A 26,936-nucleotide genomic window follows, 5' to 3' on the forward strand; every position below is an offset into this window, starting at 1 on the left:
AAGTAAAGAGATTATAGCTTATAACTTTTGAACCTGCAAGGAATCAAGCTCTACCACGGTGTCGCGTCCGAAAATTGCCACCAGCACCTTAACTTTGCCCTTTTCCTCATCAACCTCCGCCACCTTAGCGTCGTAGTCCTTGAAAGGACCATCGGTGATTTTGACAGACTCACCCACCTGCAACTCTACTTTGAACTTTACTTCCTCCTCTCCGCCGCTGATTCGCTTCAACAAAGATTCAATCTCGTCTTTAGAAAGAGGGGTCGGCTTGGTACTGTCCGGACCCACGAAACCGGTAACACGTGGCGTGTTGCGCACGACATACCAAGTGTCTTCGGTGAGAATCATTTCCACCAGAACGTAACCGGGATAAATTTTTTCCTCCACGGCGCGACGCTTGCCGTTCTTAATCTTAATCATCTTCTCTTTCGGAACGATAATGTTAAAAATCTTGTCTCCCATAGCCAAAGACTCCACGCGTTGCGTTAAGTAGCGCGCTACGGCATCTTCGTAGCCCGAATAAGTGTGTACGGCAAACCACTCCCTTTCTTTTTTAGTTTCTACCTTATCCATTTTTATTATTAAATAATTTGGCTAAGCAGATAAGCGAACGCGGTGTCCAAAACTCCCAAAAACATTGCTATGGCAACCGAAAAAACCACTACGATCATCGTTAGCCGCATTGTTTCTGAAAAAGTGGGCCAATTAACCCTTGTGAACTCCTGTCTGGCCTCCTGCCAAAAAGCTGTAACCTTACTAAACATTAATACCTATTCTATATCACGATTAAGAAAAAGTCAACGTCAGACTGACAATATAGGCTTAATTATGCTACAATAACGCCAGCACCAAAAATAGGAACGGCTATGAACATTGACTGGTACGGGAATGACGGCAGCTGCAATCCTCTCCCAGGAACTATGGCGACAGCCACTTGCGGAGTTTGTGGCTCGCCGATGAACGTCGAAAGAAACGTTCTTGCCCCAACCGGCCTCGCAGAAGCTATGTCCGGCAATAAGCATCTACACGATCGGTTCACCCGCCCCAATAAAACCCGGGATTGGCATGCGGAAATTAATCGCCTCCTAATGGCGATATACATAAAAGAAATCGATGCGCTGGTGAGTTTCGAAAAGATTAATCTCGAGGAACTTAGGAAAGATGCCGCAAAAAAGATCTTAGAAATTCTCAATGCCAACGGAATAAAATAAATCGCCCCGACTCTGTCGCGGGCGGTTTTTTATTAAAAAGCGCATCGCGCTACATACTTGGCCAACTACCACCTAATAATTTAATCGAGGCAGACATTTCTTCCCCGAAACCCGAGCGAGCTTAATCGGCTTTGGAGGTTTTTGTATAATATATCTTTAACAAAAACCCGATTAGCGCGAGCGCCAAGCGGAGTTCGCCGCAGGAGCGAATGAAGCGGGTTGAGGGAAGAGATGTCTGCCTCGTTAAATATCCAAATTCTTTACGTACTTAGCCCGGCTCTGAATAAATTGCTTACGCGGCTCAACTTCTTCGCCTAAAAGAATATCAAACAGACGGTCCGCTTCTTTGGCGTCGTCAATCACCACCTTCAATAAAGTACGATTAGCGGGATTCATCGTGGTTTCCCAAAGCTGTTCCGGGTTCATTTCTCCAAGACCCTTGTACCGCTGGACGTTAAGACCCTCTTTCGGCAACTTATCCATCTCGGCCTGCTTATAAATATATTTCACCTCTTTCCCCTTCTGCACGTGATACAACGGCGGCTGGGCGATATACAAATACCCGCCTTCAATAATCGGCAAGAAATGACGGTAGAAAAGCGTGAGCAGAAGCGTGCGGATGTGAGAGCCGTCCACGTCGGCATCAGTCATCAGTACGATTTTGTGATAGCGAAGCTTTGTGAGATCGAAAGATTCAGCAATGGCGGTACCGAGAGCAATCACCAAAGATTTAATTTCTTTGTTGAGCAACATTTTATCAATACGGGATTTTTCCACGTTCAAAATCTTGCCCTTCAACGGCAAGATAGCTTGCGTGCGGCGGTCGCGGCCTTGCTTGGCGCTTCCACCGGCAGAGTCTCCCTCAACGATAAACATTTCTGAATCTTCCGGATTCCTCGAGCTGCAATCAGCCAATTTACCCGGCAGGGTCAGTCCTTCGAGGACACCCTTACGCAAAACGGTATCCTTAGCAGCTTTCGCGGCCTTACGCGCCTTGGCGGCGAGCATACAACGCTCAATTACACGGCGGGCGTCCGCGCTATAGCGCTCCAAGAAATCCTTCAAAGCTTCACCGGTCACAATTTCCACAGCCGTGCGAGCTTCGGTGTTGCCTAAGCGAGCCTTGGTCTGACCTTCAAATTGAGGCTCGCGAAGCTTCACAGAAACAATCGCAATCAAACCTTCACGCACATCATCACCGGTGAAATTCTCATCATCTTTGCGAATGTATTCTCCAGAGCGGGCGTAATCGTTGAGCGAGCGGGTAAGAGCCGAGCGGAAACCGGTGAGATGCATACCACCGTCGGGAGTGTAGATATTGTTGGCGAAGCTCAACTCCTGAATTTCCATCTCACTGTTGTAAATGAAAGCCACCTCCACCTCAACGTTCTCGGAATCTTTTTGGATATAAAAAGGAGTTTCCTGCAACGGTTTTTCTCCTTTACTCAAATATTTAATGAAGGAAAGAAGGCCACCGTCGAAATAAAAGGAGTGGAACTGCTCATCTTTTTCATTCCGCAAATCCACCACTTCCAAACGGATGCCCTTGGTCAAGAAGGCCTGCTGGCGAAGATGGTCAAGAATACGCTTTCTATCAAATGGATTATCTTTTCCTGTGGCGGCCGGAAAGATTAACGGGTCGGGCTCAAAAGTAACTTTGGTACCGGTGGTTTTAGAACTGCCGATTTTTTTTACTTTATATTGCGGCTTGCCCTGCTTATATTCCTGCGTGTAGACTCCTCCATCGCGGTTTACTTCCACCTGCATCCAGCTGGATAACGCGCACACTACGGAAACACCCACACCATGCAAACCGCCTGACACTTTATAAGACTCGCCGCCGAATTTACCACCAGCGTGCAAGGTGGTCATCACAGTTTCCAATGTGGATTTTTTCGTTTGCGGGTGAACTTCTACCGGAATACCGCGGCCGTCGTCCACTACCGAGATACGGTTTTGAGGCAACAATTCGATTCGGATATTTTTCGCATATCCGGCCATGGCTTCATCAAAAGAGTTATCCACGACTTCCCAGATCAAATGATGCAAACCGGCGAGATCAGTCGTGCCGATATACATACCCGGGCGCTTCCTGACAGGGTCCAAACCCTCCAAAACGTAGATGTCTTTCGCGGTATAAGAGCCGGGCTTATTTGAGTCCTTAAGGGAAAGCTTCTCGTCCTTCACTTCGGTTTTTCGGATCTCACTTTTTGGTTCTTTTTCCTCTTTTTTCGCCATAAGCAATACATAGATTATAGCAAAATTATGGGGAAAAGAATAGTATAAAAACAGTACCTTTTGGGAGCAATTATGAGCCTCAGCGAAAACGAGGAAAAAGCCTTGAAATTAAGCGAGGAGATGCATGGTTTGCTGGAAAAATGGCTCGGTAAAGATGGACCGGAGTGCAATGCGGCAATTCAACGCGTTGGCGCAATCAAAAAAGAAATTAATTCTTTCGGTTTCTGGGTAGATTGGCTGGCCAGCATGAAGCTGCAGCCAAACCCCGACGACAATAAGTTCGAGGTGACAGTAACCGTTTCCAGGCCTCGGCCGGATCTCACTCCACAAGAGAAAGAAATCTACGATATCTGGTTCAAGCAAATGAACGGAATGAAATAACTAAAAGAGGCCTTAGGCCTCTTTTTTGTTTAACGTATCTCCGCTCCGAATTTCTCTTCAAGTACAGAAGTAATTTTTACCATTTCAGCATTCACTTCTTCGTCGGTGAGAGTGTGGTCGTCGGCTTGGAAAACCAACCGGAAAGTTAAGCTCTTGTGATCTTTCTTAGTGTTCTTGTTTTCTACCGAAGGATCATAGTAATCGATAAGATCCACGTCGTCTAAAAATTGTGGAGCGGCATTTTCCATCGCCTCCATCAGTTTATCCACGCGAGTTTCCTGATTCACGAATACCGAAATATCCCTATCCACCGAAGGATATTTAGAAAGCGGCTCATATTCTTTTTCCTCCTCTACTAATTTCAAAAGCTTATCCAAGAAAATCTCCGCTACTGCCGTTCCTTCGGAACCACGCGGAATTCCCAAATAACCGAGTACCTCATGATTGGCTTCAACGCGCAATCCACGATCCTGCTCTAAGTGCTTCAAATCCCAATCAAGGTCACGGAAAAAGAAATCGGTAAGGCCAACAGACTTCAGTAATTCATCAAGCAGGCCCTTCAATTCCAGAATCGGATTTTCCGATTTTGAAGCCAGCGCCACCCCCAACATTGCCTCTTCTTTAAAAATCCCCTCTTTTTCGGTAAACACTTTTCCGACTTCAAAAATCCTCACGGAATCAAAGAATCGGAAGTTGTCTTCCACATTTTTTATCAGAGCCACAGTTAAATCAGGACGCAAATATTGGAAATCGGCGCTCACAGGATTCAGCAACGCCGGCGCGCCCCACCACTTCGGATCGGCGTATTTAGTCAGATCTTGCCTAGATAGAAAGGTATGGTTATAAACCTCACTCAAACCAAAACCCTGCAAAACTCCGCGTAATTTATCTTTTAATACAATATTCTCTTCTTTGTGCGCCGCCTTAATTGGAACGTGCGGGGCTTGGGATTCAAGCTTCTGGTAACCATAGAGATTCACAACTTCTTCAACTAAATCCTCAAAAATCGAAACATCATTCCGCCAAGCGGGAATTTCCACAAATCGGCCGGTAATCTTGAAGCCGAGTTTTTTCAGATACCCCAAAGCCGCCTTTTCTTCCAGCGACAATCCGGTCAGCTGATTGAAACGTTTGATATCAAATTTCAGCAGACGCTTCGGGTTCTTGGAATAATTTACATCTGTCAGTTCACCAATTTTTGCCTTCGTTTCGTCTTTCAACAAAACCGTAGCTCTCTTCATCGCTACTTCGGCAAGCATAGGCGACAGACCGTGAGAAAATCGGCCGGAAGCATCAGTAAATAAATTCAAATCTCTGGCAGTCTTATAAATTGAAGGACCGTCGAAGCTGGCAGCCTCCACAATAATTTTCCTAGTGTCTTGGCTGACTTCCGCGCGCTTCCCTCCTTTTATTCCGGCAATCGCCAGCGGGCCCTGAGAATCAGCAATAACGAGATGGCTAGAATTCAACTTGTGGTCGGCGCCGTCGATGGTGCGAATCGTCTCCCCTTCTTGCGCCATCCGGACTTCAATCGGACCCTTCACTAAATCGGCGTCGAAAGCGTGTAGAGGCTGGCCGGTTTCAAGCATCACGTAATTCATCACGTCTACCACCGAATTAATCGGGCGCTGACCGCAGGCCATCAAAATATTTCTTAGCCACTCGGGAGAAGATTTTACAGCCGGAACTTCCAAATATCGCCCGATGTAGCGGCTACAGGCTTTCTTAGAAGAAATTGATATTTCGACAGCGGGATTTTTTAATTCTGCTTTCGGATCACGCCCAGCCGATATATCCACTAAGCTGCCGCCAAAAAGCGCCGCGCCCATCCGCGCGATTCCCCAGTGGGAGGAGGCGTCGGAATAGCGATTCGCGGGAATGGAAATTTCCAATGTATCAGAAGCGCCGCCCTGCCCAGGCAATCCCTGAAGCACGGTTGGCACATCTTCCGCTTCAAAGGCATGAAAATTCAGCTTTTCTATTAAAGCTTCTTTGGAGGAAATTTTCGGCGCCAGTTGTTTGAGTAAACTATATGAGAATTTCATTCCGTTAGAATTGATTTATAAATCTTAAATCGCCGGAATAAAACATCCGGATATCAGGAATTTTATATTTAATCATCGCCAATCGCTCCAGCCCGAATCCGAAAGCAAAGCCCTGATATTTTTTTGGATCAAGCTTCACTTTATCCAGAACCGAAGGATGCACCATTCCGGCTCCCATCACCTCCAACCACTTGCCGTTGAATTCCACATCTACCTCCAAACCCGGCTCCACGAACGGGAAATAACTAGGCCGGAAGCGGATTTTAGCTTCACGCCCGAAGAATTTTTTAAAGAATTGCTCGATTACATATTTAAAATTCGCCAAATTCACATTTTCACCGATCATTAAGCCTTCTACTTGATGGAAATTGATTTCATGAGAAGCATCGGTCGCCTCAAAACGAAAAACTCTACCCGGCACGATAATTTGAAAAGGCGGCTGATTCTTTTCCATATAGCGGATCTGCATCGGGCTGGTATGTGTGCGCATCAGCATTTTCCCCAAGTTCTCTTTCTGCCCAAGCCAAAAAGTGTCCCACATATCGCGCGCGGGATGATTGGCGGGGATATTCAAAGCATCGAAATTATAATATTCAGTTTCCGCCTCCGGTCCTTCCACCACGGAAAAATTTAAGCCCAAGAAAATTTCTTTAATCTTATTTTCGATCTGTGTGAGCGGATGCAAATGACCCACCGGCATCTTTTTTCCGGGCAAGCTGACATCTACTTTCGCAATCGTTGGCGCTGATTTTTTCGCCAGCTCCGCCAATTTTTTTTCTAACGCTGATTCAATCTCCATACGCAAAGCGTTGGCAGCAGGGCCAACTTTTTGTTTCTGGGCAAGTGACAAATCCTTCAAAGATTTCAAAACTCTATTCAACTCGCCATCCTTCCGGCCAAGATATTGAACCTTGAGGTCCTCAAGGCCCTTAACGTCTTTTACCGCCTTAATATCTTTCGCAAAAGCACTCTTTAGCTTAGATATGTCCATTGCCTACAATTATAGCAAAAGGGCTCTGTTAAGGCTAATTTTAACGCTAAATTGCCCTATCTGGCCCTATTTACTATTCACTATTGCCTATTCCCTAACCCCTATCTTAAAAACTTAGCGGCGTCGTTGGGGTCAACGGAATTTAGCTCAACTCCGGAGCCTTGTTCAAAGGCCGCCCGAATAGAGACCTTCGGATACACCTCAATATGCCAATGGTAGTGGCCATATTTTTTCTTGTCTTTAATCGGAGCGGTGTGAATGAAAAAATTATAATCCGGATCTTTAAGTTTATGCTCCAGTCTTTTTAGAACTGTCTGCAAAGCCTCAACCACGTAAGCGATGTCTTCGTCATAAGAATTTTCAAAATTCGGCAGATGTTTTTTCGGGAAAATACGCACCTCAAACGGCAGACGGGATACGAACGGCGTAAAAGCAATCGCTCCCTTGTTTTCAAAAACAATTCTTTTTTTATCCTTTGTTTCCCAAGCTATCATTTCGCAATGAACGCATTTTTTATTTTCTTTGTAATATCGGGCAGATCCCTGCAGAGAGTGATTTACATCCGGCGGAACAATTGGCATCGCCAACAATTGATAATGCGGGTGATAAACCGAAGCGCCGGCGGTCGGACCCCAATTGTGGAAAATAAGCGTGTAAGCGATGCAGGGATCGCCGTAGAGCATCAAGTAGCGGTCACGGAATACCTGAAAGACCTGATTGGCATCTTCTTTGGAAAGCTTCGCGAAATTTTTATGATGATCTCTGGTAATTATCAAATCGTGATGCCCGACTCCCGGCAAAACTGAATATGGGCCGTTCTTAGAAATGGTCCCGCAAACTTTCTGATGTACTACTGCCGGATATTTATTTTCCAAAACCTGAATCTGCCATTTTTTCCGTTCGGGGTAAGTCAGAATCGGCTCACGATTTCCTCCTGCTTGCGGATCCTCAAACGGGCACTCTTTAATAGACGCTTTTCTGCGCTTCACTAAACGGATAGCGGATTCATGCGGGCGCTTGGAACGCCCCGGTGCCATAATAATCCAGTCACCCGATACCATATCCTGCCTAAGTTCTGATTTTTTCATTAGAGTGAAGATTTTCCGTTACTAATTCTATTGTCATAATACCATTGCATTACATCACGCGCGACAGGAACGGCGTTCAAACTCCCCTCTCTGGAGTTTTCTATCAGAACCAGTACAGCAATCTCGGAATTTTCCGCCGGCGCATAACCTACAAAGAAAGCATTAGTGCGGGTATTATTGGCAACCTGAGAACTTCCGGTTTTACCGGCGGACTTCATCGGCAGATAAACCAACATGTTCGCCGTGCCATATGGCTTGCTTACTGCATCTTCCATTCCCTGCCGGACTTCCTTCAACTCCGACGCCCAGTCGGAGTAATCAAACAAAACTTCGGGGTCATTCTGCTTATTTACCAGATGCGGGCGGAAAATTTTACCGTTATTGGCGATGGAGGAAATGAAATTAATTAATTGAAGCGGGGTCAGCTGAAGGTCGCCCTGCCCGATACTCACGTTGTAGGTGTCACCGATGCGCCAGATTTGACCGGTGCGTTTCTCTTTTTCTTCCGGCTCGGGCAAAAATCCGCTACTCTCCGACAAAAGATCTATTCCGGTTTTTTGCCCCAATAAAAACTTCTCCCAATAACCACGCAATCTTTCTATTCCTAAGCCCTTGAATCCCTGAAATCCACCCCCTAATTCATAAAAATAAACGTTGCTTGAGCGCGCCAACGCCGAACGCAAATCAACCCAACCATGAGCTTTCCAATCCAAAAATCTACTTGGATTTTCCGGAACATAGGGATTAGGAATCTCAATTGATCCTGTAGATAAAATCTGAAAATCCGGCTCCACGATTTTCTCATGTAAAGCAGCTAGGGCAACTAAAGGTTTGATTGTAGAGCCCGGAGTATAAGTGCCCGAAACGGCACGGTTAAATAATGGCTGACTGCGGCCAACAAGATACTTAGAAACGTTATTGTTATCGAAGCTCGGCAGGCTAACCATTGCCAGCACTTCACCACTCTGCGGGTCTAGGGCTATTCCCACCCCCGCTTCCCGGCCCAAGCCCGCCAGAGCAGATTTCATTCGATCATAGAAAAATTTCTGCAGCTGACTATCTAAAGTCACCACAAGATCTCCACCGGCTCGCGGAGCCTCTGCGACTTTTCTATCCAAAGTTTTCCCCAACGCATCGCGATAAATAAACATTTTTCCATCAATACCACGTAAAATTGAATCGTAATAAGCCTCTATGCCATCTTTCCCGACGAGATCCTTGGAAGAATCCGACTCGCCGACATATCCCAGCGTGTGACTATAAACCGGACCGTCAATATATTCGCGGACATAGTCGGAAGTAATTTCAATTTCCGGAAAATTTAGACTATTTAAAGAAATGGTTTGAGAGCGGCTAATGTTGCGCGCAAGAGGAATAAAATTTCTTTTTTCCAAATTAGCTTTACGCACAAACTCCTCCAACTCTTCCGAATCGGAGCCAAGCACGTGAGCAATCTCCCCAATCATCGCCGACCAGTCTTCGTTCTTCTTTAAAAGATCAGCGACATTCAAAAAGGCGCTGAAGGAATTTTTATTTTCTACCAACGGATTACCAAAGCGATCTTTGATGATACCTCGTGGCGCCGGCAATTCCACTTCCCTGTGCAAATTCACCAAAGCGCGCTCCTGATAAAATGAACCGCGCGCGACATTAAGATAGGCTGAGCGGCCAAAAGCAATCAAAGCGAGGGCAACTACTACTGCGCCCACCAATAAAAAAGTCCGCCGAGAAAGCGGCCGCTCCAGATAATCCGACTCTTGTTGCTCTTCATTGAACAACAAATCTTCTACGTTCAACTCCTTCATCTTTTGAATATATTCTCTTCATTATCGCCTAATTGCCGTAAAAGGTCATAAAACAATAAACTAAAAATTGAGGTGTAGAAAATCTCCATCCCCACCGCCAAGGGAGCGCCAATAAGATATCCGAAGTCTGCAATTAAATAAAAAATTATAATCGCAGAAGCTGCCAAAGCCAGATTATTTACTGATTGACGCCAAGGCAAAACTCGGCCAATAAAATAGAAGATGGCCAGCAGAAAAACCCAGATTAACAAGTCCAACTGAAAACCGGACTCAAAGCGTAGAAACAAAATAGATTCAACCACTAAAAAAATAAAAACGGGAAAAGAAGTTACGAAAAATGAAGCGGCCACCAAAACCGCAAGTAAAAGATTGGGCTTGATTCCGAGAACGGAAAAAAGGCCGGTGTTTTGCAGTAGCCCGGCCAACGGAACCAAGGTAGCGGCCAGAATAGTTCTTTTAATCATTTCAACAAAACCACCACACTCCTCAAATCTTTAGAGTTATAAGGGAAAATCAATCCCGCCTCTTTGAAAGAATGGGCGACTAAATTATTAACCTCCGCCACTTCTCCCACTTTTAATCCGTAAGGTAAATCCTTTTTTGCTGATATAACCTGATCACCAATATTTATCTCCTGATCTTTATCAATCAAGGTCAGTTTTGGATCTTGGCCGCCAACCAAGAGAGCATCATGCTCCATAACTCCAATTCTCACAGGTAAAGACCAATCTTTATCAAAGATAGTCCGCACCAAAGACTGATCTTCTGAAACTTCAATGATCTGGCCAATTAAAATATTCCCCTCCAGCGTGACGGGCATACCAACCCTGACTCCGTGAGTTGCTCCCGCATTGATGGCAATTAAATGTTTATAGTTCAACGGAAAAGAGGAATAAACCAATGCGGAAAGCCCAATTCGCTTACCCTGCTGAACCAGCTCCGGTTGAGACAGAGGACGCAGTCCCACCAAAGAAGCTAGGTTATTTTTAAATCCTGTAAAAAAATTATTTACCAGGAAAAATGCCGCAATACCAATGAGTATTAAGGCGGAAATAAACCTGCTCATAAACTAAATTTTTATATCTCTCGGCCGAAGAGGGTTATCTATGATTTGCTGATACTTGGCTAAATTCTCTACAGCTACACCGGTGCCGCGCGCCACGCAGGTAAGCGGATCGTCCACGATATTTGCCGCCACGCCCAACTCGCGGGCGATCAAAGCATCCATTCCTCGCAGTAAACTTCCACCACCGCAAAGATAAACTCCTTTCTTTAAAATGTCGCCGGCCAATTCCGGAGGCGCCAACTCGATGACTTCTTTAACCGCTTCAAGCATCGATTTCAAAGATTTCACGATCGCCGCGCGCACGTGAGTCTCCCGCACGATCGCCTCTCTAGGCAAACCGCTGGCCAAATCTCGGCCCCGCACCGCCATTTCCATCTTGTCGCTCTGCGGAATAGCCGAACCGATGTTGATCTTTAGCTCCTCGGCAGTCGGCTCACCAATGGCCAATTTAAATTCATCGCGCACGAAACGCATAATATCGTCGTTTAATTTATCACCGGCTACTTTCAAACTCTTGGCGATCACTGATCCACCCATAGAAATAATAGCGACTTCGGTCGTGCCGCCACCGATATCAATGATCATATTCGCAGTCGGCTCATCGATCGGCAGGCGCGCACCCAAAGCGGCGGCGATCGGCTCTTCAATTACATAAGCGCGGGAAACTCCGGCGCCCACGACGGCGTCTTCTACGGATTTTCTTTCTACTTCAGTTAAATTGCTCGGCACGCCGATGACGGCTTTTTGGAAGCTGTAAAAAATACTGGTGCCGCCTAAGCGCTTCAAGAAATGGCGGAGCATTTCCTGCGTCATTTCAAAATCAGAGATAACTCCATTGACCAGCGGGCGAATTACATTGATGTGCGCCGGAGTGCGGCCGATCATTTTGCGCGCTTCGTCGCCGATAGCGAGGATCTGATTAGTTTTCGCGTTGACTGCGGTGATCGAAGGCTCGTTGATCACGATTCCCCGCCCCGCGAGATAAACTAGCGAGTTCGCCGTGCCTAGATCGATACCGACATTTTTAGAAAAAAAGGCCAATGGGGATTTCATTGCTTAAATAAAGTACCTACATTTTAATTCACTGGAAAAAATTTGTCTAGGAAAGTTTCTAGCTTTTGGTACCCTCAGGAAATTGCTTCTCAGAGATGGTGTAGTCCCGCTCCAGCGGCGGGACTCACCTCGTGTCTCGCTCCGCCACTTCCGATTACGGAAGAACCGAGCTGGCGAAGCTCCGACACGCTCCTCGAACCAATATGCCTTCGACCAAAAGCTCGCAACAGCAACCACTACCCCGCGGGGTAGTAGGAAGAAAAAAACCGCCACATCTTTCGACGTAGCGGCTTCACGATTAAGAACTCACCTCCCCGAGTAACACCCACTGATGCTCCCACTCCATCACCGTTTTGCCGGAACGGCTGATATGCGCAGGATAGTAGCGGATCTGATAACGTTTCCGGTTGTGCTTGATGACGCTACGCGACTTGGCGTTGGGATGAAGAGCGTCAATCTCCAGCTGAAGCTTCTCTTCCTCCGTACGCTCGATTGCCCCACTCTTCTTCAAGTCTTCCTCGATCCAACGAAGCTGGTTGGCGGCATTATGGATTAGAGACGAGTACTTGTTGGGATTGTTACTCGAATCGTTGGCAGACCATTCATTACAACGACGCAGTTCCTCATACGCCCTCGCCAAATCGTCGAAGGTATAAGGCATGGGAGGCCTCCAAAGAGTTTCTAGGTTGTTTTGAATCTACGCACAATATAGCACAAATGTGCCTATTTTGTCAATAGCTCGTAAGCCGGATTCAACCTTCAAGTGCAACACCCAATGCTTCTAGCCGCCTTCCGTAATCACTAAACTCTAGTCGCTGTTTTAATAAGCTCCTTAATGCCAACTAACTTCACCTTATCCGAGTCACGGCGTTTGAGTTCGATCTTATCTCCGGTTTTCGGGCTGACCACGGCGCGCCAAGTGATACCCAAAAGATCGGCATCAGCAAATTTTGCGCCAGCGGAAGTATCACGATCGTCGTAGAGCACTTCTACTCCGGCTTTCACCAGTTGCTTGTAGATCGCGTCAGCGGATTTATTGATGCCAAGCAAATGAATCTTGAATGGCGAGACAGCTTCCGGCCAGATAATGCCATTGGCGTCGTTGTAGACTTCTACAATCGTGCCCATTACGCGAGTCGGGCCAATTCCATAAGAACCCATTATCACCGGCGACTGCTCCCCTTTTTCATTGGTGAACTTCAAACCAAAGGCTTCCGAAAAGCGAGTCCCCAAACGGAATACGTTGCCAACTTCAATCGCCTTTTCTTCTTTCACTTCCGCGTTGCACTTCGGGCAAAGATTTCCGCCACGCACTAAAGCAATTTCTTTGTTCTGCGCGAAATCACACTTGGTGCAATAAACGATTGTGTCCTCACCCACAGGAGTCGGCACCTGAAATTCGTGAGTGTAGTCTTTGGTAAAAGCGCCACCGGAAGCTTCGGTTAATTTCGCTTTCAACCCAACCCGTTTGAAAATTTTGTGATAAGCCTTAATTACTTTTTCGTAATAAACATTCAGATCTTCCACGGAAGTATGGAAGCTGTATAAATCTTTCATAGAAAACTCGCGGCCTCGAAGAATACCGCTCTTTGCCCGAGCTTCGGCCCGGAACTTCGTCTGAATCTGATAAGCCGAAAACGGCAAGTCTTTGTAAGAGTTAATGAAATGGGTAGCAATGGAAGTAATTACTTCTTCGTGTGTCCAACCCAAACCAATATCTTCGCCAAATGGAGATTTGAATTCATAGGCCACGTCGGTGTGCCAACGCTTGGATTTTTCCCAATATTCTTTCGCCACCAAGGCCTGCATCAGCATTTCCTGCCCGCCGATGGCGTTCATCTCTTCTCGAATTATCTGATTGATTTTATTTAAAACCCGATAACCCAATGGCAAATAAGAATAAACACCGGCAGACATCTTGCGCACAAATCCGCCACGCGTAAGCAGTTTAGCGTTGACCGCCTCTTCTTCTTTCGGAGCAGTTTTAGAAGTTTTCGTGAAAAGCTCGGATTGCTTCATTAAGTAGAAATCTAACAAAAAAGCGGCCTTTAATAAAGGCCGCTGGGATTTACTTACCTGCTTTCTCTTCTTTTTCTTTTTCGGCTTCCTTCTTCAAAAAATCTTCGTGAAACTCGTAGCGGTAAACGTACTTCCTTATTATAGAGAAGGATTCGGTGCCGTCTTGCGAGAAGTCCAAGCTCCAATCTTCCTCTGATTTACGAGGATAATTGATATTGTACGCAATCTCGCTTTCCTGGCTCAACAACTCGATTCCATGAAGCTTGGAGTAGGCGCGTTCGATTTCGGAGCGTCCAATAGGAGTGCGGTAAAGATACTTGCCATCCACGATTTCGTTCGAGAAGATGGTTCCCTTTACCTTATCTCCTCGTTCGTCGTACTCCTCTTTATGGCAAATTGCTCCTCGACAATCATAGTCGTAGCGGATCTCGAGAGAGTTATCTTCGCGATAAATCCGAAAATCTTCATAGTGAGTAACATCGTCTTTCTTATCCCACTTATAGGAATCCTGATAGATCGAAAGCAGCTTTCCGTTTCCGTGAGTCGGATTACGCTGACCGGGCTGGCTCCAGTTTGCGTATTTGTAAGTAAGCCTCCGAACTCCCCAACGATCAAAGGCCTCCATCGATATCGGCAGACCTTTTTCGTTGAACTGCCACGTCTCTTCGGGGTCACTCCTTAAATCTCCCTCAAGCTCACATCGCCAAAAAATCACAGTAAAAGCGCCATCGCCACGGTATTTATACTCCCAGAACTTTTCACGAACCCCGTTCAGTAGGTAGGTTTTCTCTAAAATCCTACCCCTCTCATCTAGTTTGTAGGAAAACAATTCCATAATGTTCGGACAGCATCCTTCCCTGTTGACATATTCCGTCTCGATAGAAATCAATCGCTGATTTTCATCAAAAGCAAAAATTTCCTTCTTGTATATTGGAGGCGCGGCCTCTTTGCTAACATGGGAAAAATAAAAATCTCTGTGAATCTTCTTCGCGCCTTTCGGGGCAGTGACTATTTCCGGAGGTTCGGCAAAAGCGGAAATGCCAAAAAAAATCACGAACAGGAAGCTGAATTTCATGACTTTTCCTTTCAAAGAATCCCTCACATAATTTATGTAAGGGACAAGTCTGGGGAGATTATACCAGAAAACTACCCAAAAGAAAAGCCCCACGTTCTCTAGAGACCGTGGGGCTTAAAATTATTTCTTCAAAAAGTACTGGAGCTTGGCGCGCAAAGTGCCACCCTTAACCCATTGCCCGTTCTTCATCGCATAGGAAGTAGAAACATCTTCCGTCTTCCTTTCGCCCAATATGGCCAGATCCGCATAAGTCGTCGAGTAAACACTCTTGCTTACGGGATTCTTACCGACTTCATCATAGCGAACAGACTCTTTCTTGTCGCCACGGTCATTGTAGCTGGTGGTTTCACGGAGAACATCGCCACTGTAGACTTCTTTCTTCTCCAGCTTGCCGGCATCGGTATATTCATAAACCTCCCAAGAAATCGGCTTAGTGGCGCCGTCAGGAGTTTCCTCCATCTTCACAAGTTTGCCGTCCTTATTATAGGAAAATTTCTTGACGGTCTTGTATCCTTCCAATTTCAATTCCACCGTAAGAAGATTTCCTTTGTCGTTCCACTTTTCGACATAAATTGAATCTTCAGAGCGCTCCCCTTCGTCGTCATAAGAATAACCATTCAACTCCCAGCTACCATCTTCGTTGTAGGTGTAAACCCAGACGCGCCCCAACTTTCCATCAACATAATCGGTGCGCTCCGCAATCTTTCCATCAGCGCCATACTTATGAGTGTACTTAAAATCGAGAGCAAATATTCCGCTGGTAACCACGCCGACCAAATCACCTTCCTCGTAAGACCGCACGGCATGAATCAACGACTGCGAATCACCTCCGGAACTTTCAAGAAAAATTTCAACTTCAACATTCTTGAGATTCGGATTTTCCTTGGCAAAAGTGGTGTCCTGAGCAAATACGGGAGCGGAAATAAGTAGCAGAGCAAAAAGCTTCATGACTCTCCTCCTCTTCTTTTAATTAACTAAGAATAATTTTATATAAAAAAATCCCGCCTTACAAGGCGGGCATTCAAAATTTACTGATGGTTACTTCGCGTATTCATACTCAAAAGTGCTGCGACCCGAGGCTCGCGGAATCTTTTCATCTCCGACAAAAACCTTCCAAATTTCACTAATCCGCTTATCGCCAGCTTTGTAACCAGGAGTAATTTCTACCCGCTGGGCGACATTACCCAAACCATCGTACTGCGCAAACGAAATCATATCGCCGCGGGTGTTGAAAACCGCCTTATCTACAGGGTCGCCATCACCGGAATTTGTCTTGGCTTCCTTGAGATGGCCATTGGCGTAGTAGGAGTAGGTCACAATTTCATCCACTTCCTTGGTGCCATTCATGGTCGAGGAAAGAGTGGATTTAGTCAGTTTACCCGCAACGTCATATTCGTTTTCACGCCTACGAACCAACCCGGAAACATGAACATTCTCAGCCGAGAGCCATCGGCCGCCGATGTCGTAAGCATAGTCGACAACCGTTCCGGAAACTTCTTTCCCGTCGGCATCACAACGATAAACCCTCACCTTGTAACTGCCGTCTTCGACGTAAGTGTAACTAAACTTTCCATATAGCTTACGATCAGCATCAAGCTGTCGCCGCTCTTTCGGATGACCCTTGTCATCGTAGTCATGCTCATAGTAATTCACGCTATTACTTGGACCCTCTACGGTAATAGAAACCAGAACGCCGTCCTTATAACTTTCGGTACGGGTCAGCATCAGAGTGCCTTCTGGGTCTGCGCTATCAATGTAGAACTTAGAAATTTTCTTGGAAATCTTTTCATCAACTTTCTTGAAGAAATCCTCGGGATCGCTCGCCAAAGCGAGACCGGCGAAAAACAACAGAAAGAGAAAGCTTTTCATTTTCTATCCTTTCAAAGTAACCAAGGATTATTTTATAACAAACCCCGTAAAATGGCTACGCCATCACGGGGCAAGAAAAAAGCCCCGTAAAGACGGGGTCAGCCCCCTATTCCCACATAAGCTCTAGCAGCGTTGTGAGGTATAAATTCTTTATTTCGAGGAAGCGAATTTTGAGGCATAGACTCTATGCCCAAGATGAGCTGACATAGAAATAAAGAATTTTAACCACAACCCTCTGGGATGCGGGATTTTATTATTTATTACTTCGTTTCTCGGACTTGGAGTAGACTTCTACATCTGCGTCCTCAAAGCCTCGTACTAAATAAAAAATCCCCGCATCGCTGCGGAGAATATGTGGGAATAGGGGGCTAAGCTACTTCTTCTCGTAAAACTCATACTGATACAAGACGTGGCCGCGTTTCAACGCCAGCGCCCTCTTCTCTATTTTACTGTCCATCCATTCATCTTCGGTAATCCGTCCGTCCTTGTCGTAGGTGTACTCATGAGCCAGCTTAGCCACCACCTCGCCACCATAGTAATCGTAAACGGCGCGCTCCTCCAGGTCTCCGGCAAGGTTGTAGCTGGATTCTGCGGACAGATAGCCCATGTGGTTGACGGTAGTCGCGCGACGCAACTTACCGTCCTTATCGTATTCGAAATCAGTAGTATTCCGAATCTTTCCCTCAATCACTTCCTCGCTCTTCTTTAGTACTCCGTCATCGCTGTAATGATTGACGATCTTGGTTTTAGAGCCGCGGCATTGAGCGCATTCCCATTCTTTCAGGAGCCCCTTCTTGTCGAAGCGTGAGATGTAAAGCAAATCTCCCGTGGCAAGAATGATTCGCTGCTCAATCTCCAAATTGCCGTCAACGTCTCTCTTGTATGTCCAACGCTCTAAAGTCTTTCCTTTGTCGTCAATCTCCAATCGTTCCTTAATCTGGCCATCATCTCCATAGATATGTTTATAGATAAGTTTTTCGGTCTTGCCGGTGGAATCCGAGAGCTCCTTATTTACCAAATCACCCCTATCATCAAAGGTTTCGGTAACCTTGCGGTCAAAATACTGCACGGTCGGATTCTTATCATCTTCATCCCAATATTCGGTGATCCGTGCTTTCATTCTCGACGGGGGCTTTTCGAAATCAGCAACTTCAGCAAAAAGACTTCCTCCGTAAAAACAGGCGAACACGATAACGGACAATTTGTGCACGGCTGCCTCCTTTAAAAAGCTGGAATTAGGATAGCGGTTTTCTAAAGTTAGAACAAGTGGACAACGTCCCGAATAGTAACGGCAATTATCAGCAGGAGGAGAACAAGAAACCCGGCGGCATTAACAGATCTTTCCATCTCCGGACGCAACGGCGAGCCTTTAATTTTTTCAAGAATAATAAACAAGAATCTTCCTCCGTCCAGTGCCGGAAATGGAAAGATATTGAGAACCGCCAAATTTAAAGAAATCAAAGCAATCAACTGAACAAGATAAATAAAGCCCATTGAGCCGGCCTGGTTGGCGATGCCAAAGATGCCGATTGGCCCCACGAAATCCACCAGCAACCGGCCTTGAGTAATCAGTCCCCAGAAAAGATTCGCAAAGGCCGCCAAAATTCCACCCACAATCATCAACGAAGCCTTCAATCCCTCCCAAAGACTAGCCAACAAAGAATGCCGCTCTATCCCCGCCTCCACTACCGCCACTCCCAACGCCCCCTCTCCGGAAACTCTTGGTGTAGCTTTAATTTGCAACTCTTCCCCTGCCCGACTAATGTTCAAAACGATTTCTTTCCCGCGATTCTGATTTATAAAAGAAACGAAATCGCTTCCATTTTGAAAATCCTTCATCTGATCATTAGCCAAAATTCCCACCGCTTCCGCCGGGCTACCCGGAAGAATTTCCGACACCACTACCACCCGCGGAGTGCCGACAGCGAAAATTAAAGACATCAACATCCAACCCAAGAAGAAATTCATTGCCACACCGGCGACGATTACCAAAGAGCGTTTCCAAATCGGCTGCACAAAAAAACTTCGCGCGCGCTTCTCCGCATTTATTTCTTCCCACTGATTCTCTCCATAAAGACGCACGAATCCGCCAAAAGGCAGAAGATTCAGGCTATAAATAGTCTCTCCGATTTTTTTTGAAAATAGACGCGGTGGAAATCCAAAACCAAACTCCTCCACCAAAACACCGAACTTGCGAGCCGCCAAAAAATGCCCAAACTCGTGGATTAAGATCAGTAACGAAATACCGATAATTACAATTAAAATGTCCATTGGTTTAGTGTTTCGTATAAAGTATACGGTATTAAGTATTGGGGGAGAATTTATACTTAATACATCACACTGAATACTAAATACTATTCGGAGATCTCCTCAATCTTAGCAGAAAGAGAAACTTCAATCTCGCTGTTTGTTTTATCTACGGACTTTTGCGCCTTTTCGCGCGATTTGAATTTCTGATCTTCGGTAATTAATTTTTCCTTGAAAGCGGACTCAATCTTTTTATTTACATCATCACGCCCGGCGCGGACTTTTATCTTGGCCTCCTCGGTCAGACGCTTGGCCAATTTAGTCAATTCTTCACGGCGTTCATCCGTCAGGGCCGGCAAATTAATCCGGATAAGATTACCGTCGGAATTAGCGGTTAATCCCATCCCGGAAGTTTCAATAGCCTTAACCACCGCGCTCAAGGATTCTTTATCCCAGACGTTGATATCAATTTCACGGGGAGGAAGAATGCTGATTGCGCCAAGTTGCTGAACAGTAAAATCCTGATCCATATACCGGACTTTCAGGTTATCCACCAGTTTTGGGCTGGGCCGGTTGGTACGGACTCCGGAAAGTTCATTTTTCAGATAATCCACGATCGCTCTTAAATTTTTCTCGAAATCTTTTATTAGTTGTTCTGTCATAAGAAAAAGAATAAATGAAAGGCTGAAAAATAAAAAGCCCCCATTCGGGGGTGGTACTTCATGCGGCGGGGTAAGCTCGCATCAGCTTGTCGATGCCGCACCAGTTCTCCTGGTCCAGCAGGATGAAATCCAGGACCCACTTTCCCGTATCGCTGTTATAGCCCAAGAAAGGAACACGGCGCTTGCCTTGCGGATCATTCCAAACAGTACCGGGAAAAATCAGATAGAAATTCGTCCAGCTATGCGGAATGAAATTCTGACGCTCGAGCAACGCCTCAGCGTGTCTCTGGCCAAGATTGGCATCCAGCTCAAGAGCGCGGATGGCCATACGGTTACCATGGATCAGTCCTTCTTCAGGATGATGAAACCCGCAGATATCCATAACCACCAGATCATGCTCAACCTCGACATCCCTTTTCAATTTCCAGCCCCTCTCGCGCATGTCGCGGGCGAAGGGCTTGTCGGCAGTGATGACTGCGTACATGAACGCCTCCTCAAATGTGCCGTCGGCTACTATAACACAAACGCCTAGGATAAAAAATACCCCCGCCAGCATGCTGCTGGACGGGGGTTTGAGTTTGCGCCGCAATGGCAGCAACTTCGGACAGACGACCCGATCAACAATCGGGAGCCTTTTCCGGAAACTGCCTGCGGCAGTACATAAAAATTTATTAAAGAACCCCGCTCGGTTCCCGGCGACTTTGGGGAGATGTCGCTTTGGGGGAGGTGCTCGCCGGTCGCTTATCGCTCGTATGCCACTGCTGCCACCAGAGCAACAGCTCACGCCTTAGAGGCCGCGATCGCATATGAATTAACGAGCCAAGTACCGGCGTCTCGGGTTTTCGGGAGCCCGAGCGGGGCGGATATACTTTCTGATTTGCTGTAAGCAATTTTAGCAAGAAATCTTCTGCTAGTCAATGGCTCCGCTATTTGCAGACAATCGGCAAAAAGTAGATCAAAACACCCGTAAAGATGGTGAGTAAGATTATTCCAAAAGCTTTGTCCATTACTTTAATTTTATACCTCTAATAGCGCCGCTTCAAGCTGAAGCCGCTTATTCAAATTAAATTCACTCATTAAAGCCCAGCGCCGCGATAAAGCCTTTAGTCCTTTCCAATTTTTTACCGGATCTTTTTGCAATTCCATCATCATCCCGCGCACGAAATCATCCACTAAGCGAGGCTCTTCTTCGGTGCGCTCAATAAGAGTTTTGAGAAATTCTTTTCTTTTCGCGGGCGCGGTTTTCATAAATATTCCCACTTCTTTTACTTCCGCCTCAACAACATTCTCCCCAGCCAAAAATATGCGCTGAAAACGCGACTGAACGGCGGGCGACAAAGCGCCTGGGTCTTTTAAAAGCAATACCAACAGGGCCCCGGCGGGCGGCTCCTCGGCGATCTTCAAAATTGCGTTCTGGGCGTACAAAGTCAGAGCGTGAGCGTTATCAATTACCAATAATCGGCGAATGGAAACAGCGGGTCGTTGCCATAAAAATTCCGAGGCTAACCGAATTAAATCAATCCCGCCATCGGCGTGAGCATCATAAAAAATACTGTCATTTAAAACCCGAGTCGGCGCCTCCCAGTTCCCTGCTTCTAAAAAATTAGCCAAGCATTTTGCCGCTACTAGTTTTTCTTTCTCTGTGCCGTGTCCGAAAAAAATATAACTGTGCGAAAGACGCTCATCTTTTATCAAGTCGGAAAAAAGTTTTTTTAAATCCCCTGCTTTCACTAACTAAGTATAACCTAGCGCTTGTTCAAAAGCGTTCGCTTGTAGACTTCCAGATGATTCAGAATCAAGCCGGTACCCTTGGCAACGCAATAAAGCGGATCTTCAGCGACGTAGGTCTGCACGCCGGTCATCCGCCGGAAAAATTCATCAATATAACGCAGATGCGCGCCGCCGCCGGAAAGAATAATTCCCTTTTCCATAATATCCGCTACCAATTCCGGAGGAGTGCTATTGAAAACGCTTTGCACGGAAGCGGCAATGTCGAGCAAGTGCGGATTAAGCGCTTCAGCAATTTCGTTGGAGGTGATTACTAAATCTCTAGGCAAGCCCGAAACTAAATCCCGGCCACGAAGACGGTATTCCAATTTTTCTTTAGTCGGCAAAGCGGAACCGATTTCAATCTTCACATTTTCCGCGCTCTGCTCTCCCAAAAATAGAGAGTACTTTTTCTTAATATAATCCATAATCGCCTGATCGAATTTATTTCCGGCAACCCGCAAGCTGGCCCAGGAAACAATTCCGCCCAAAGCAACCACGGCCACCTCGGAAGTGCCGCCGCCGATGTTGATAATCATATTGCCGGAATAGTTGTTAATCGGAACGCCGGCACCCAGCGCGGCCAAAATGGGTTCTTTTACGATATAAGCCTCTTTGGCGCCCGCTTCTTTGGCGGCGTTTATTACTGCGCGTTTTTCGGTTGGAGAAATACCGGCAGGAACGGAAATTACCACCTCGGGCTTAAAGAAATTAAATGAGCCGGAGGCCTTAGCGATGAAATACTTCATCATCGCTTTGGTGATGTAGTAGTCGGCAATCACGCCTTCCTTGAGCGGACGATACGCCACAATGTTGTCGGGTGTACGGCCGATCATATCTTTGGCTTCGCGGCCAACAGCAAGAACGGTGTTGTCGGGTACACTCAAGGCAACGATGGTTGGTTCGTTGATAATAAAACCCCGGCCCGGCACGAAAACAATCGTGTTGGCGGTTCCTAAGTCTATTCCGATTTTTCGTGTAAACATTTTTTTGTGTACTTTGTTAGTCGTTAGTCGTTAGTCGTTTGATGTCTGCCCCTAGTTTCCGAAGTCGCTCATCCAAATTTTCATATCCCCTGTCCAATTCTTCAATACCATCAATCTCCGATTCTCCTTCGGCAACAAGAGCCGCGATGACGTGAGCAATTCCGGAACGAAGATCTCTTACGGTCAACTTCGCGGAATGCAGCTTACTCGGCCCCGTGATCTCTGCGCTGTGAAGAAAAGTTTTTCCGGCGAACCGGCAGGGAACCTCCCCTAAACACTTTGCTTGTACTTTAATCTCCGCGCCCATTAAATTCAAGTCTTGCGCATAACCGAAGCGATCTTCGTAGACTGTTTCATGCAGCGTGGAGACTCCGTTAGCTTGGGTAAGTAGGACTGCCACCGGCTGCTGCCAGTCGGTCATAAACCCAGGATAAGTATCAGTTTCAATGGCAGTCGGGCGAAGCGGGCCATCCACGGCTTTCCAAAATTCAATTCCGCCATCCGATACTTGATAGTCTCCACCCACGCGGCGCAAGACACTCAAAAATGTTGAAAGTGTTTCCTGACGCGCATCTTTCACTAAAATCCGTCCGTTGGTGGCTACTGCCAAGCAAGCAAAAGAAATCGCCTCATTACGGTCGGGCATAATCCGGTGAGTAGCTCCGTGTAAACTTTCTACTCCATCAATATAAATTGTACGGTTGGCGCCGAATTCGATAATCGCGCCCATTTTTTGAAGCAGTTTTATCAAATCCAGAATTTCCGGCTCAAGAGCCGCATTTTGTATTTCGGTGCGCCCCTTGGCCAAAACAGCCGCTAAAATTGTATTTTCGGTGGCGCCGACGCTGGGATAGCGCAACCTTACTTCCGTCCCATGCAGGCCATCTGGGGCAATGGCAACATAACGATCCTCAAGTACTTCGATCTTGGCGCCCATCGCGGTTAGGGCATCAATGTGAATATCCACGGGGCGTGGCCCAATCTTATCTCCGCCCAACATAGGAACTTCAGCCTTGCCAACGCGAGCCAACAACGGGCCTAGGGCGAGAATTGGAATCCGATTCCGACGAGTCAAAGAAACTACTTTGAAATTAGTAATTTCCGGAGTTTCAATAGTAAGAGTATTGCCGCTCTTGGAGATATGACTGCCAACGGCCCGGCAAAGCTCTTCGGTGATTTTTGCATCGCCGATATCAGGGAAATTTTCCAAAATGCACGGCTCGGAAGTAAGAAGCGAAGCAATCAGCATTTTCGTCGCCGCATTCTTCGCGCCGGCCAATTTTATTTCGCCCGAAAGCTTATTTCCACCCCGAATTAAAAACCTCATGAGCGTAAGTATAACCCAAAATTAGAATTTTGGGTTTAACGGTTTTGGCGACCCCGCTGAGCGGGGTTTAGCCACGCTTAGCGTGGCGAATCAAAACTACCGTCATCGCCGCTCCCGCTAAACCCAAAGACAGATCACTAAAAGTATCAGAGGCCGGCTCTTGCGGCATACCGGTAAGAATATTCACAAAATATTCATAAAACTCCCAGCCCACCGCCACAAGAGCAACAACGCCCAGAGTTAAAATGAGGAACGGTAATAACCGGCCGCTCAACTCACCAAAATATTTCTGACCCGCAAAATACAAGAACGATACGGAAATGAATCCCCCACCCAAACAATGCATAACCATATCCAAATACCACGGGCGAAAATTTATAATTTCGTCAAAATACCAAACATCGAAATACACCAATGAAACCATCAAGGCCAACCAAAAGAGCAGGACGGTTTTTAACGTTTGGCCCATTGCGGAGCTCGGCGAGCTTTGAGCAATCCGTACTTTTTGCGCTCAACAATACGAGAATCACGGGTCAAGTAACCGGCTGGCTTCAACAACTTACGAAGGTCAGGCTCAAATTTAACCATAGCGCGGGCGACGGCATTCTTTACTGCGTCAGCTTGTGCATTAATTCCGCCACCATGAACCATAACACTGGCGCCAACACGAGTTTTCAAATCAGAAATCTCAAACGGCAAAAGAGCCGTGAGTTGATTGCGCAACGACGTTTTGAAATATTCTTTATAATCCTTATTGTTTACAGTCAAACCCTTTCCGGCAAAAACACGAGCAGAGGCATTGGCGCTTTTACGGCCACCTTTAGCTTGGAAGAAACGGACAATTGTTTTTTTCTCGGCCATATTATTTTTCTATAGTTAAAAGATTCAAACGTTTTTGTTTCAAAAAATTCTGCGGCAACATACGCTTCACGGCCAACATCAAAACTTTCTCCGGAGATTTTGCAAAAGCCTCCTGGTAAACCTGCTCTTTCAAGTGACCCATATAGCCAGTGTGGCGATAGTAAATCTTTTGAGTCATTTTCCGACCGGTGACTACAATCTTCGAAGCGTTCTTAACAACCACCTTATCTTTTCCGGGGTTGCGTGGCTGATAATCAGGATGCATTTTGCCCTGCAAAATCTGGGCAATCTGTGATGCCAAGCGTCCTAATTTCTGATCTTTTGCGTCAATTACGTATTGCATTGTAGGATATTCTTATTGTTTAAACGTTTAAATATTTAAAGATATGATATATGAGTTACTTCACAAACTCAATCACCGCCATCGGGGCGGCATCTCTCATGCGGGCCTTGGCCAACTTAGTGATGCGCAAGTAACCGCCGGCGCGATTCTGATAACGAGGCGCGACGTCAAAATAAAGCTTCTTGGCAGATTTCTTAGGCAAAGCGGCAAGCAAGCGTCGAAGTGATGCTAATTGCTGCTTTTTGGCGATGGTAACCATTTTTTCCACCATCGGGCGAATTGCTTTGGCGCGCGCAACCGTAGTCGAAATCTTTTCTTTCATAATCAAATTATTAGCCAATCCTTGCAGGAAAGACTTTCGACGACCCATCGTACGATTAAATTTTCGCGCGTGCTTTGCCATTGTAGTATATTTCTATTATTTAAATGTTTAAATATTTAAACATCTTTACTCTTCTTTCTTCTTTTTCTTAGAGGCCTTTTTCGCTTTCTTTTCCTCTCCTTCTTCTGCAGCAACCGCAGACGCCTCTACTTCTTTGACTTCCACACCGGAAATCTTAACAAAGTGATCCTGCAAAATATTACTGGACTTTCTCAAAGCGGAAGATGGGGTGATACTGCCGTCGGTTGCGATAATCAAGCGGAGACGGTTGTAGTCAGCGCGCTCCCCTACCCGCATATTTTCTACCGAAAAATTTACCTGTACTACCGGAGAGAATAAAGCGTCGATAGCGATAACACCAATCGGCAACTTATCGCTCTTACGGGATTCAACCGGCAAATAACCCAAACCCTTCTCCACGGTGATTTCCATATCTAATTCAGCATCCTTGCTGGTCAAGGTAGCAATGTGAACGTCGGAGCTAATCAGGTCAACTTGAGAGTTGGTCTTGATGTCGGACGCAGTCACAACTTTTTCTCCCTTAATCTTTAAAATCAAAACCTGAGGCTCGTCGGTGTGAATTCTAAAGCGAACTTTTTTCAAATTTAAAGCTACTTCCACCATGTCCTCCTTCACTCCTTCAACGGTAGAAAATTCATGGCTGGCTCCTTTGATTTTTACTTGAGTAATCGCGGCGCCCGGAAGAGAAGAAAGCAAAACACGACGCAAAGCATTGCCAAGGGTTAAACCATAGCCACTGTACAATCCCTCAATTTCAAAAACCCCCTCTTTATCGGTTTCCGAGACCTTTTTGATTCCAACCGTCTCACTTAAATATTGATATTCCATAAGTTTTTTATTCTTTATATTTTACCTCTATTTACTATAAAAGTCAACCACAAGGTTCACATCAAACGGGATGTCGAAATCCTTAGGAGCGGAAAGCATCTTTCCCTCTTGTTTGTCAGCATCGACAGCCAACCAAACCGGAGCTTCGTATTTCTTTAGTTTTTCTCCCAAATCTTTGAAAAGCGGGTGTTCTTTAGACTGCGGACGAATGGAAACAATGTCTCCGGCTCGAAGCTGAATTGAAGGAATCGTGGCTTTGCGTCCATTCAACATAATATGGCCATGACTAACTAACTGGCGGGCAACGGAACGGGAAGCAGCAAATCCAACGCGATAGACCACGTTATCTAAACGGCTTTCCAACAAGCTGATAATCAACGGACCGGTGACGCCGGGGTTACTGGTAGCTCTTTTTACGATCAAACGCATCTGATTCTCACGAATACCATAGGTATAGCGGATTTTTTGTTTCTCTTTCAGTTGAGTTCCAAATTCAGAAAGCTGTTTGCTAAAAGATTTACCGTGAGCTCCCGGTTTATGCGGCCTGCGTGAAGTAACGCATTTTGGAGAATTACAACGCTCCGCTTTCAAAAAAAGCTTTGTGCCTAGCGAACGTTCTCTTTTTTCTCGTGTATCAAACATGGATGTATATTTTTATAATTTAAAAATTT

The 26,936-nt window shown here is 46.0% G+C and carries 30 protein-coding genes; 2 read left to right on the forward strand and 28 right to left on the reverse strand.

The annotated features are described in order from the left end of the window. Nucleotides 1-18: 18 nt before the first annotated feature. Together nusG and secE are read right to left on the reverse strand one after the other, a co-directional pair. Nucleotides 19-573, reverse strand: a complete 555-nt coding sequence (gene nusG, locus Q7S83_02005) for a transcription termination/antitermination protein NusG (GenBank protein ID MDO8466893.1) — start codon at nucleotides 571-573, stop codon at nucleotides 19-21. Between the two features lie 8 nt (nucleotides 574-581). Beyond that, nucleotides 582-764, reverse strand: coding sequence for a preprotein translocase subunit SecE (gene secE / locus Q7S83_02010; protein MDO8466894.1), 183 nt, complete (start codon nucleotides 762-764; stop codon nucleotides 582-584). A 102-nt stretch (nucleotides 765-866) separates the two neighbouring features. Between secE and Q7S83_02015 the strand changes: the two genes are divergently transcribed. Further along, on the forward strand, nucleotides 867-1,211 hold the full coding sequence (locus Q7S83_02015; protein MDO8466895.1) for a hypothetical protein: 345 nt from the start codon (nucleotides 867-869) through the stop codon (nucleotides 1,209-1,211). A gap of 243 nt (nucleotides 1,212-1,454) precedes the next feature. On the opposite strand, the gene gyrB is transcribed toward Q7S83_02015, so the two are convergent. Further along, on the reverse strand, nucleotides 1,455-3,449 hold the full coding sequence (gyrB, locus tag Q7S83_02020; GenBank protein ID MDO8466896.1) for a DNA topoisomerase (ATP-hydrolyzing) subunit B: 1,995 nt from the start codon (nucleotides 3,447-3,449) through the stop codon (nucleotides 1,455-1,457). 72 nt (nucleotides 3,450-3,521) lie between these two features. Here gyrB and Q7S83_02025 point away from each other — a divergent pair, with 72 nt between their 5' ends. Next, entirely contained in the window at nucleotides 3,522-3,830 is a 309-nt protein-coding gene (locus Q7S83_02025; GenBank protein MDO8466897.1) for a hypothetical protein, read from the forward strand. A 29-nt stretch (nucleotides 3,831-3,859) separates the two neighbouring features. Here Q7S83_02025 and pheT read toward each other — a convergent pair whose 3' ends face one another. From pheT to rpsD, 25 genes are all read right to left on the reverse strand, one after another. Beyond that, entirely contained in the window at nucleotides 3,860-5,875 is a 2,016-nt protein-coding gene (gene pheT / locus Q7S83_02030; GenBank protein ID MDO8466898.1) for a phenylalanine--tRNA ligase subunit beta, read from the reverse strand. 4 nt (nucleotides 5,876-5,879) lie between these two features. Continuing rightward, entirely contained in the window at nucleotides 5,880-6,866 is a 987-nt protein-coding gene (gene pheS / locus Q7S83_02035) for a phenylalanine--tRNA ligase subunit alpha (GenBank protein MDO8466899.1), read from the reverse strand. A 101-nt stretch (nucleotides 6,867-6,967) separates the two neighbouring features. Then, the gene (locus Q7S83_02040) at nucleotides 6,968-7,954 is read right to left on the reverse strand and encodes an HIT domain-containing protein (GenBank protein ID MDO8466900.1); all 987 of its coding nucleotides are present in this window, start codon (nucleotides 7,952-7,954) and stop codon (nucleotides 6,968-6,970) included. Continuing rightward, nucleotides 7,954-9,759, reverse strand: coding sequence for a penicillin-binding protein 2 (gene mrdA, locus Q7S83_02045; GenBank protein ID MDO8466901.1), 1,806 nt, complete (start codon nucleotides 9,757-9,759; stop codon nucleotides 7,954-7,956). The genes Q7S83_02040 and mrdA overlap by 1 nt, the downstream gene beginning before the upstream one ends. Next, nucleotides 9,756-10,223: a hypothetical protein gene (locus Q7S83_02050; GenBank protein MDO8466902.1), complete on the reverse strand. Its 468-nt coding sequence runs from the start codon at nucleotides 10,221-10,223 to the stop codon at nucleotides 9,756-9,758. Before Q7S83_02050 ends, mrdA begins: the two co-directional genes overlap by 4 nt. Then, on the reverse strand, nucleotides 10,220-10,825 hold the full coding sequence (locus tag Q7S83_02055; protein ID MDO8466903.1) for a rod shape-determining protein MreC: 606 nt from the start codon (nucleotides 10,823-10,825) through the stop codon (nucleotides 10,220-10,222). The genes Q7S83_02050 and Q7S83_02055 overlap by 4 nt, the downstream gene beginning before the upstream one ends. A 3-nt stretch (nucleotides 10,826-10,828) precedes the next feature. Beyond that, entirely contained in the window at nucleotides 10,829-11,878 is a 1,050-nt protein-coding gene (locus Q7S83_02060) for a rod shape-determining protein (GenBank protein MDO8466904.1), read from the reverse strand. Nucleotides 11,879-12,176: 298 nt separating this feature from the next. Continuing rightward, a complete protein-coding gene (locus tag Q7S83_02065; protein MDO8466905.1) occupies nucleotides 12,177-12,539 on the reverse strand; it encodes a hypothetical protein in 363 nt (120 codons plus the stop codon). A gap of 140 nt (nucleotides 12,540-12,679) precedes the next feature. Continuing rightward, nucleotides 12,680-13,897, reverse strand: a complete 1,218-nt coding sequence (locus Q7S83_02070) for an aminoacyl--tRNA ligase-related protein (GenBank protein MDO8466906.1) — start codon at nucleotides 13,895-13,897, stop codon at nucleotides 12,680-12,682. Nucleotides 13,898-13,946: 49 nt separating this feature from the next. Continuing rightward, nucleotides 13,947-14,972 carry a hypothetical protein gene (locus Q7S83_02075; GenBank protein MDO8466907.1) on the reverse strand — a complete coding sequence of 342 codons (1,026 nt, stop codon included), beginning with the start codon at nucleotides 14,970-14,972 and terminating at the stop codon, nucleotides 13,947-13,949. A 120-nt stretch (nucleotides 14,973-15,092) separates the two neighbouring features. After that, nucleotides 15,093-15,920 carry a hypothetical protein gene (locus tag Q7S83_02080; protein ID MDO8466908.1) on the reverse strand — a complete coding sequence of 276 codons (828 nt, stop codon included), beginning with the start codon at nucleotides 15,918-15,920 and terminating at the stop codon, nucleotides 15,093-15,095. 90 nt (nucleotides 15,921-16,010) lie between these two features. Beyond that, nucleotides 16,011-16,841, reverse strand: coding sequence for a hypothetical protein (locus Q7S83_02085; protein MDO8466909.1), 831 nt, complete (start codon nucleotides 16,839-16,841; stop codon nucleotides 16,011-16,013). Nucleotides 16,842-17,214: 373 nt separating this feature from the next. Then, a complete protein-coding gene (locus tag Q7S83_02090) occupies nucleotides 17,215-18,051 on the reverse strand; it encodes a hypothetical protein (protein ID MDO8466910.1) in 837 nt (278 codons plus the stop codon). A 47-nt stretch (nucleotides 18,052-18,098) separates the two neighbouring features. Beyond that, on the reverse strand, nucleotides 18,099-19,112 hold the full coding sequence (locus Q7S83_02095; protein MDO8466911.1) for a M50 family metallopeptidase: 1,014 nt from the start codon (nucleotides 19,110-19,112) through the stop codon (nucleotides 18,099-18,101). Nucleotides 19,113-19,195: 83 nt separating this feature from the next. After that, complete coding sequence (gene frr / locus Q7S83_02100) at nucleotides 19,196-19,750, reverse strand: ribosome recycling factor (protein ID MDO8466912.1); 555 nt, start codon at nucleotides 19,748-19,750, stop codon at nucleotides 19,196-19,198. Between the two features lie 58 nt (nucleotides 19,751-19,808). Beyond that, nucleotides 19,809-20,234: a hypothetical protein gene (locus Q7S83_02105; protein ID MDO8466913.1), complete on the reverse strand. Its 426-nt coding sequence runs from the start codon at nucleotides 20,232-20,234 to the stop codon at nucleotides 19,809-19,811. 533 nt (nucleotides 20,235-20,767) lie between these two features. Then, nucleotides 20,768-21,481 carry a hypothetical protein gene (locus tag Q7S83_02110; protein MDO8466914.1) on the reverse strand — a complete coding sequence of 238 codons (714 nt, stop codon included), beginning with the start codon at nucleotides 21,479-21,481 and terminating at the stop codon, nucleotides 20,768-20,770. A 14-nt stretch (nucleotides 21,482-21,495) separates the two neighbouring features. Beyond that, entirely contained in the window at nucleotides 21,496-22,503 is a 1,008-nt protein-coding gene (locus Q7S83_02115) for a rod shape-determining protein (GenBank protein ID MDO8466915.1), read from the reverse strand. Nucleotides 22,504-22,519: 16 nt separating this feature from the next. Then, complete coding sequence (gene murA / locus Q7S83_02120) at nucleotides 22,520-23,830, reverse strand: UDP-N-acetylglucosamine 1-carboxyvinyltransferase (protein MDO8466916.1); 1,311 nt, start codon at nucleotides 23,828-23,830, stop codon at nucleotides 22,520-22,522. A gap of 67 nt (nucleotides 23,831-23,897) precedes the next feature. Then, a complete protein-coding gene (locus tag Q7S83_02125; GenBank protein MDO8466917.1) occupies nucleotides 23,898-24,299 on the reverse strand; it encodes a hypothetical protein in 402 nt (133 codons plus the stop codon). Beyond that, complete coding sequence (gene rpsI, locus Q7S83_02130; GenBank protein ID MDO8466918.1) at nucleotides 24,284-24,691, reverse strand: 30S ribosomal protein S9; 408 nt, start codon at nucleotides 24,689-24,691, stop codon at nucleotides 24,284-24,286. Before rpsI ends, Q7S83_02125 begins: the two co-directional genes overlap by 16 nt. Nucleotide 24,692: 1 nt before the next feature. Beyond that, nucleotides 24,693-25,034: a 50S ribosomal protein L13 gene (gene rplM / locus Q7S83_02135; protein MDO8466919.1), complete on the reverse strand. Its 342-nt coding sequence runs from the start codon at nucleotides 25,032-25,034 to the stop codon at nucleotides 24,693-24,695. Between the two features lie 55 nt (nucleotides 25,035-25,089). Continuing rightward, a complete protein-coding gene (gene rplQ, locus Q7S83_02140; GenBank protein ID MDO8466920.1) occupies nucleotides 25,090-25,437 on the reverse strand; it encodes a 50S ribosomal protein L17 in 348 nt (115 codons plus the stop codon). Nucleotides 25,438-25,482: 45 nt separating this feature from the next. Then, a complete protein-coding gene (locus tag Q7S83_02145) occupies nucleotides 25,483-26,265 on the reverse strand; it encodes a DNA-directed RNA polymerase subunit alpha (GenBank protein ID MDO8466921.1) in 783 nt (260 codons plus the stop codon). 27 nt (nucleotides 26,266-26,292) lie between these two features. Then, entirely contained in the window at nucleotides 26,293-26,907 is a 615-nt protein-coding gene (gene rpsD / locus Q7S83_02150) for a 30S ribosomal protein S4 (protein ID MDO8466922.1), read from the reverse strand. Nucleotides 26,908-26,936: the final 29 nt, after the last annotated feature.

The sequence above is a fragment of the bacterium genome, from assembly GCA_030646995.1.
Taxonomy (GTDB): domain Bacteria; phylum Patescibacteriota; class Minisyncoccia; order UBA6257; family WO2-44-18; genus JAUSKF01.

Coding starts and splice junctions, on each gene's coding strand:
- nusG (MDO8466893.1), bottom strand. CDS start 573: ATGGATAAGGTAGAAACTAAAAAAGAAAGGGAGTGGTTTGCCGTACAC.
- secE (MDO8466894.1), bottom strand. CDS start 764: ATGTTTAGTAAGGTTACAGCTTTTTGGCAGGAGGCCAGACAGGAGTTC.
- Q7S83_02015 (MDO8466895.1), top strand. CDS start 867: ATGAACATTGACTGGTACGGGAATGACGGCAGCTGCAATCCTCTCCCA.
- gyrB (MDO8466896.1), bottom strand. CDS start 3,449: ATGGCGAAAAAAGAGGAAAAAGAACCAAAAAGTGAGATCCGAAAAACC.
- Q7S83_02025 (MDO8466897.1), top strand. CDS start 3,522: ATGAGCCTCAGCGAAAACGAGGAAAAAGCCTTGAAATTAAGCGAGGAG.
- pheT (MDO8466898.1), bottom strand. CDS start 5,875: ATGAAATTCTCATATAGTTTACTCAAACAACTGGCGCCGAAAATTTCC.
- pheS (MDO8466899.1), bottom strand. CDS start 6,866: ATGGACATATCTAAGCTAAAGAGTGCTTTTGCGAAAGATATTAAGGCG.
- Q7S83_02040 (MDO8466900.1), bottom strand. CDS start 7,954: ATGAAAAAATCAGAACTTAGGCAGGATATGGTATCGGGTGACTGGATT.
- mrdA (MDO8466901.1), bottom strand. CDS start 9,759: ATGAAGGAGTTGAACGTAGAAGATTTGTTGTTCAATGAAGAGCAACAA.
- Q7S83_02050 (MDO8466902.1), bottom strand. CDS start 10,223: ATGATTAAAAGAACTATTCTGGCCGCTACCTTGGTTCCGTTGGCCGGG.
- Q7S83_02055 (MDO8466903.1), bottom strand. CDS start 10,825: ATGAGCAGGTTTATTTCCGCCTTAATACTCATTGGTATTGCGGCATTT.
- Q7S83_02060 (MDO8466904.1), bottom strand. CDS start 11,878: ATGAAATCCCCATTGGCCTTTTTTTCTAAAAATGTCGGTATCGATCTA.
- Q7S83_02065 (MDO8466905.1), bottom strand. CDS start 12,539: ATGCCTTATACCTTCGACGATTTGGCGAGGGCGTATGAGGAACTGCGT.
- Q7S83_02070 (MDO8466906.1), bottom strand. CDS start 13,897: ATGAAGCAATCCGAGCTTTTCACGAAAACTTCTAAAACTGCTCCGAAA.
- Q7S83_02075 (MDO8466907.1), bottom strand. CDS start 14,972: ATGAAATTCAGCTTCCTGTTCGTGATTTTTTTTGGCATTTCCGCTTTT.
- Q7S83_02080 (MDO8466908.1), bottom strand. CDS start 15,920: ATGAAGCTTTTTGCTCTGCTACTTATTTCCGCTCCCGTATTTGCTCAG.
- Q7S83_02085 (MDO8466909.1), bottom strand. CDS start 16,841: ATGAAAAGCTTTCTCTTTCTGTTGTTTTTCGCCGGTCTCGCTTTGGCG.
- Q7S83_02095 (MDO8466911.1), bottom strand. CDS start 19,112: ATGGACATTTTAATTGTAATTATCGGTATTTCGTTACTGATCTTAATC.
- frr (MDO8466912.1), bottom strand. CDS start 19,750: ATGACAGAACAACTAATAAAAGATTTCGAGAAAAATTTAAGAGCGATC.
- Q7S83_02105 (MDO8466913.1), bottom strand. CDS start 20,234: ATGTACGCAGTCATCACTGCCGACAAGCCCTTCGCCCGCGACATGCGC.
- Q7S83_02115 (MDO8466915.1), bottom strand. CDS start 22,503: ATGTTTACACGAAAAATCGGAATAGACTTAGGAACCGCCAACACGATT.
- murA (MDO8466916.1), bottom strand. CDS start 23,830: ATGAGGTTTTTAATTCGGGGTGGAAATAAGCTTTCGGGCGAAATAAAA.
- Q7S83_02125 (MDO8466917.1), bottom strand. CDS start 24,299: ATGGGCCAAACGTTAAAAACCGTCCTGCTCTTTTGGTTGGCCTTGATG.
- rpsI (MDO8466918.1), bottom strand. CDS start 24,691: ATGGCCGAGAAAAAAACAATTGTCCGTTTCTTCCAAGCTAAAGGTGGC.
- rplM (MDO8466919.1), bottom strand. CDS start 25,034: ATGCAATACGTAATTGACGCAAAAGATCAGAAATTAGGACGCTTGGCA.
- rplQ (MDO8466920.1), bottom strand. CDS start 25,437: ATGGCAAAGCACGCGCGAAAATTTAATCGTACGATGGGTCGTCGAAAG.
- Q7S83_02145 (MDO8466921.1), bottom strand. CDS start 26,265: ATGGAATATCAATATTTAAGTGAGACGGTTGGAATCAAAAAGGTCTCG.
- rpsD (MDO8466922.1), bottom strand. CDS start 26,907: ATGTTTGATACACGAGAAAAAAGAGAACGTTCGCTAGGCACAAAGCTT.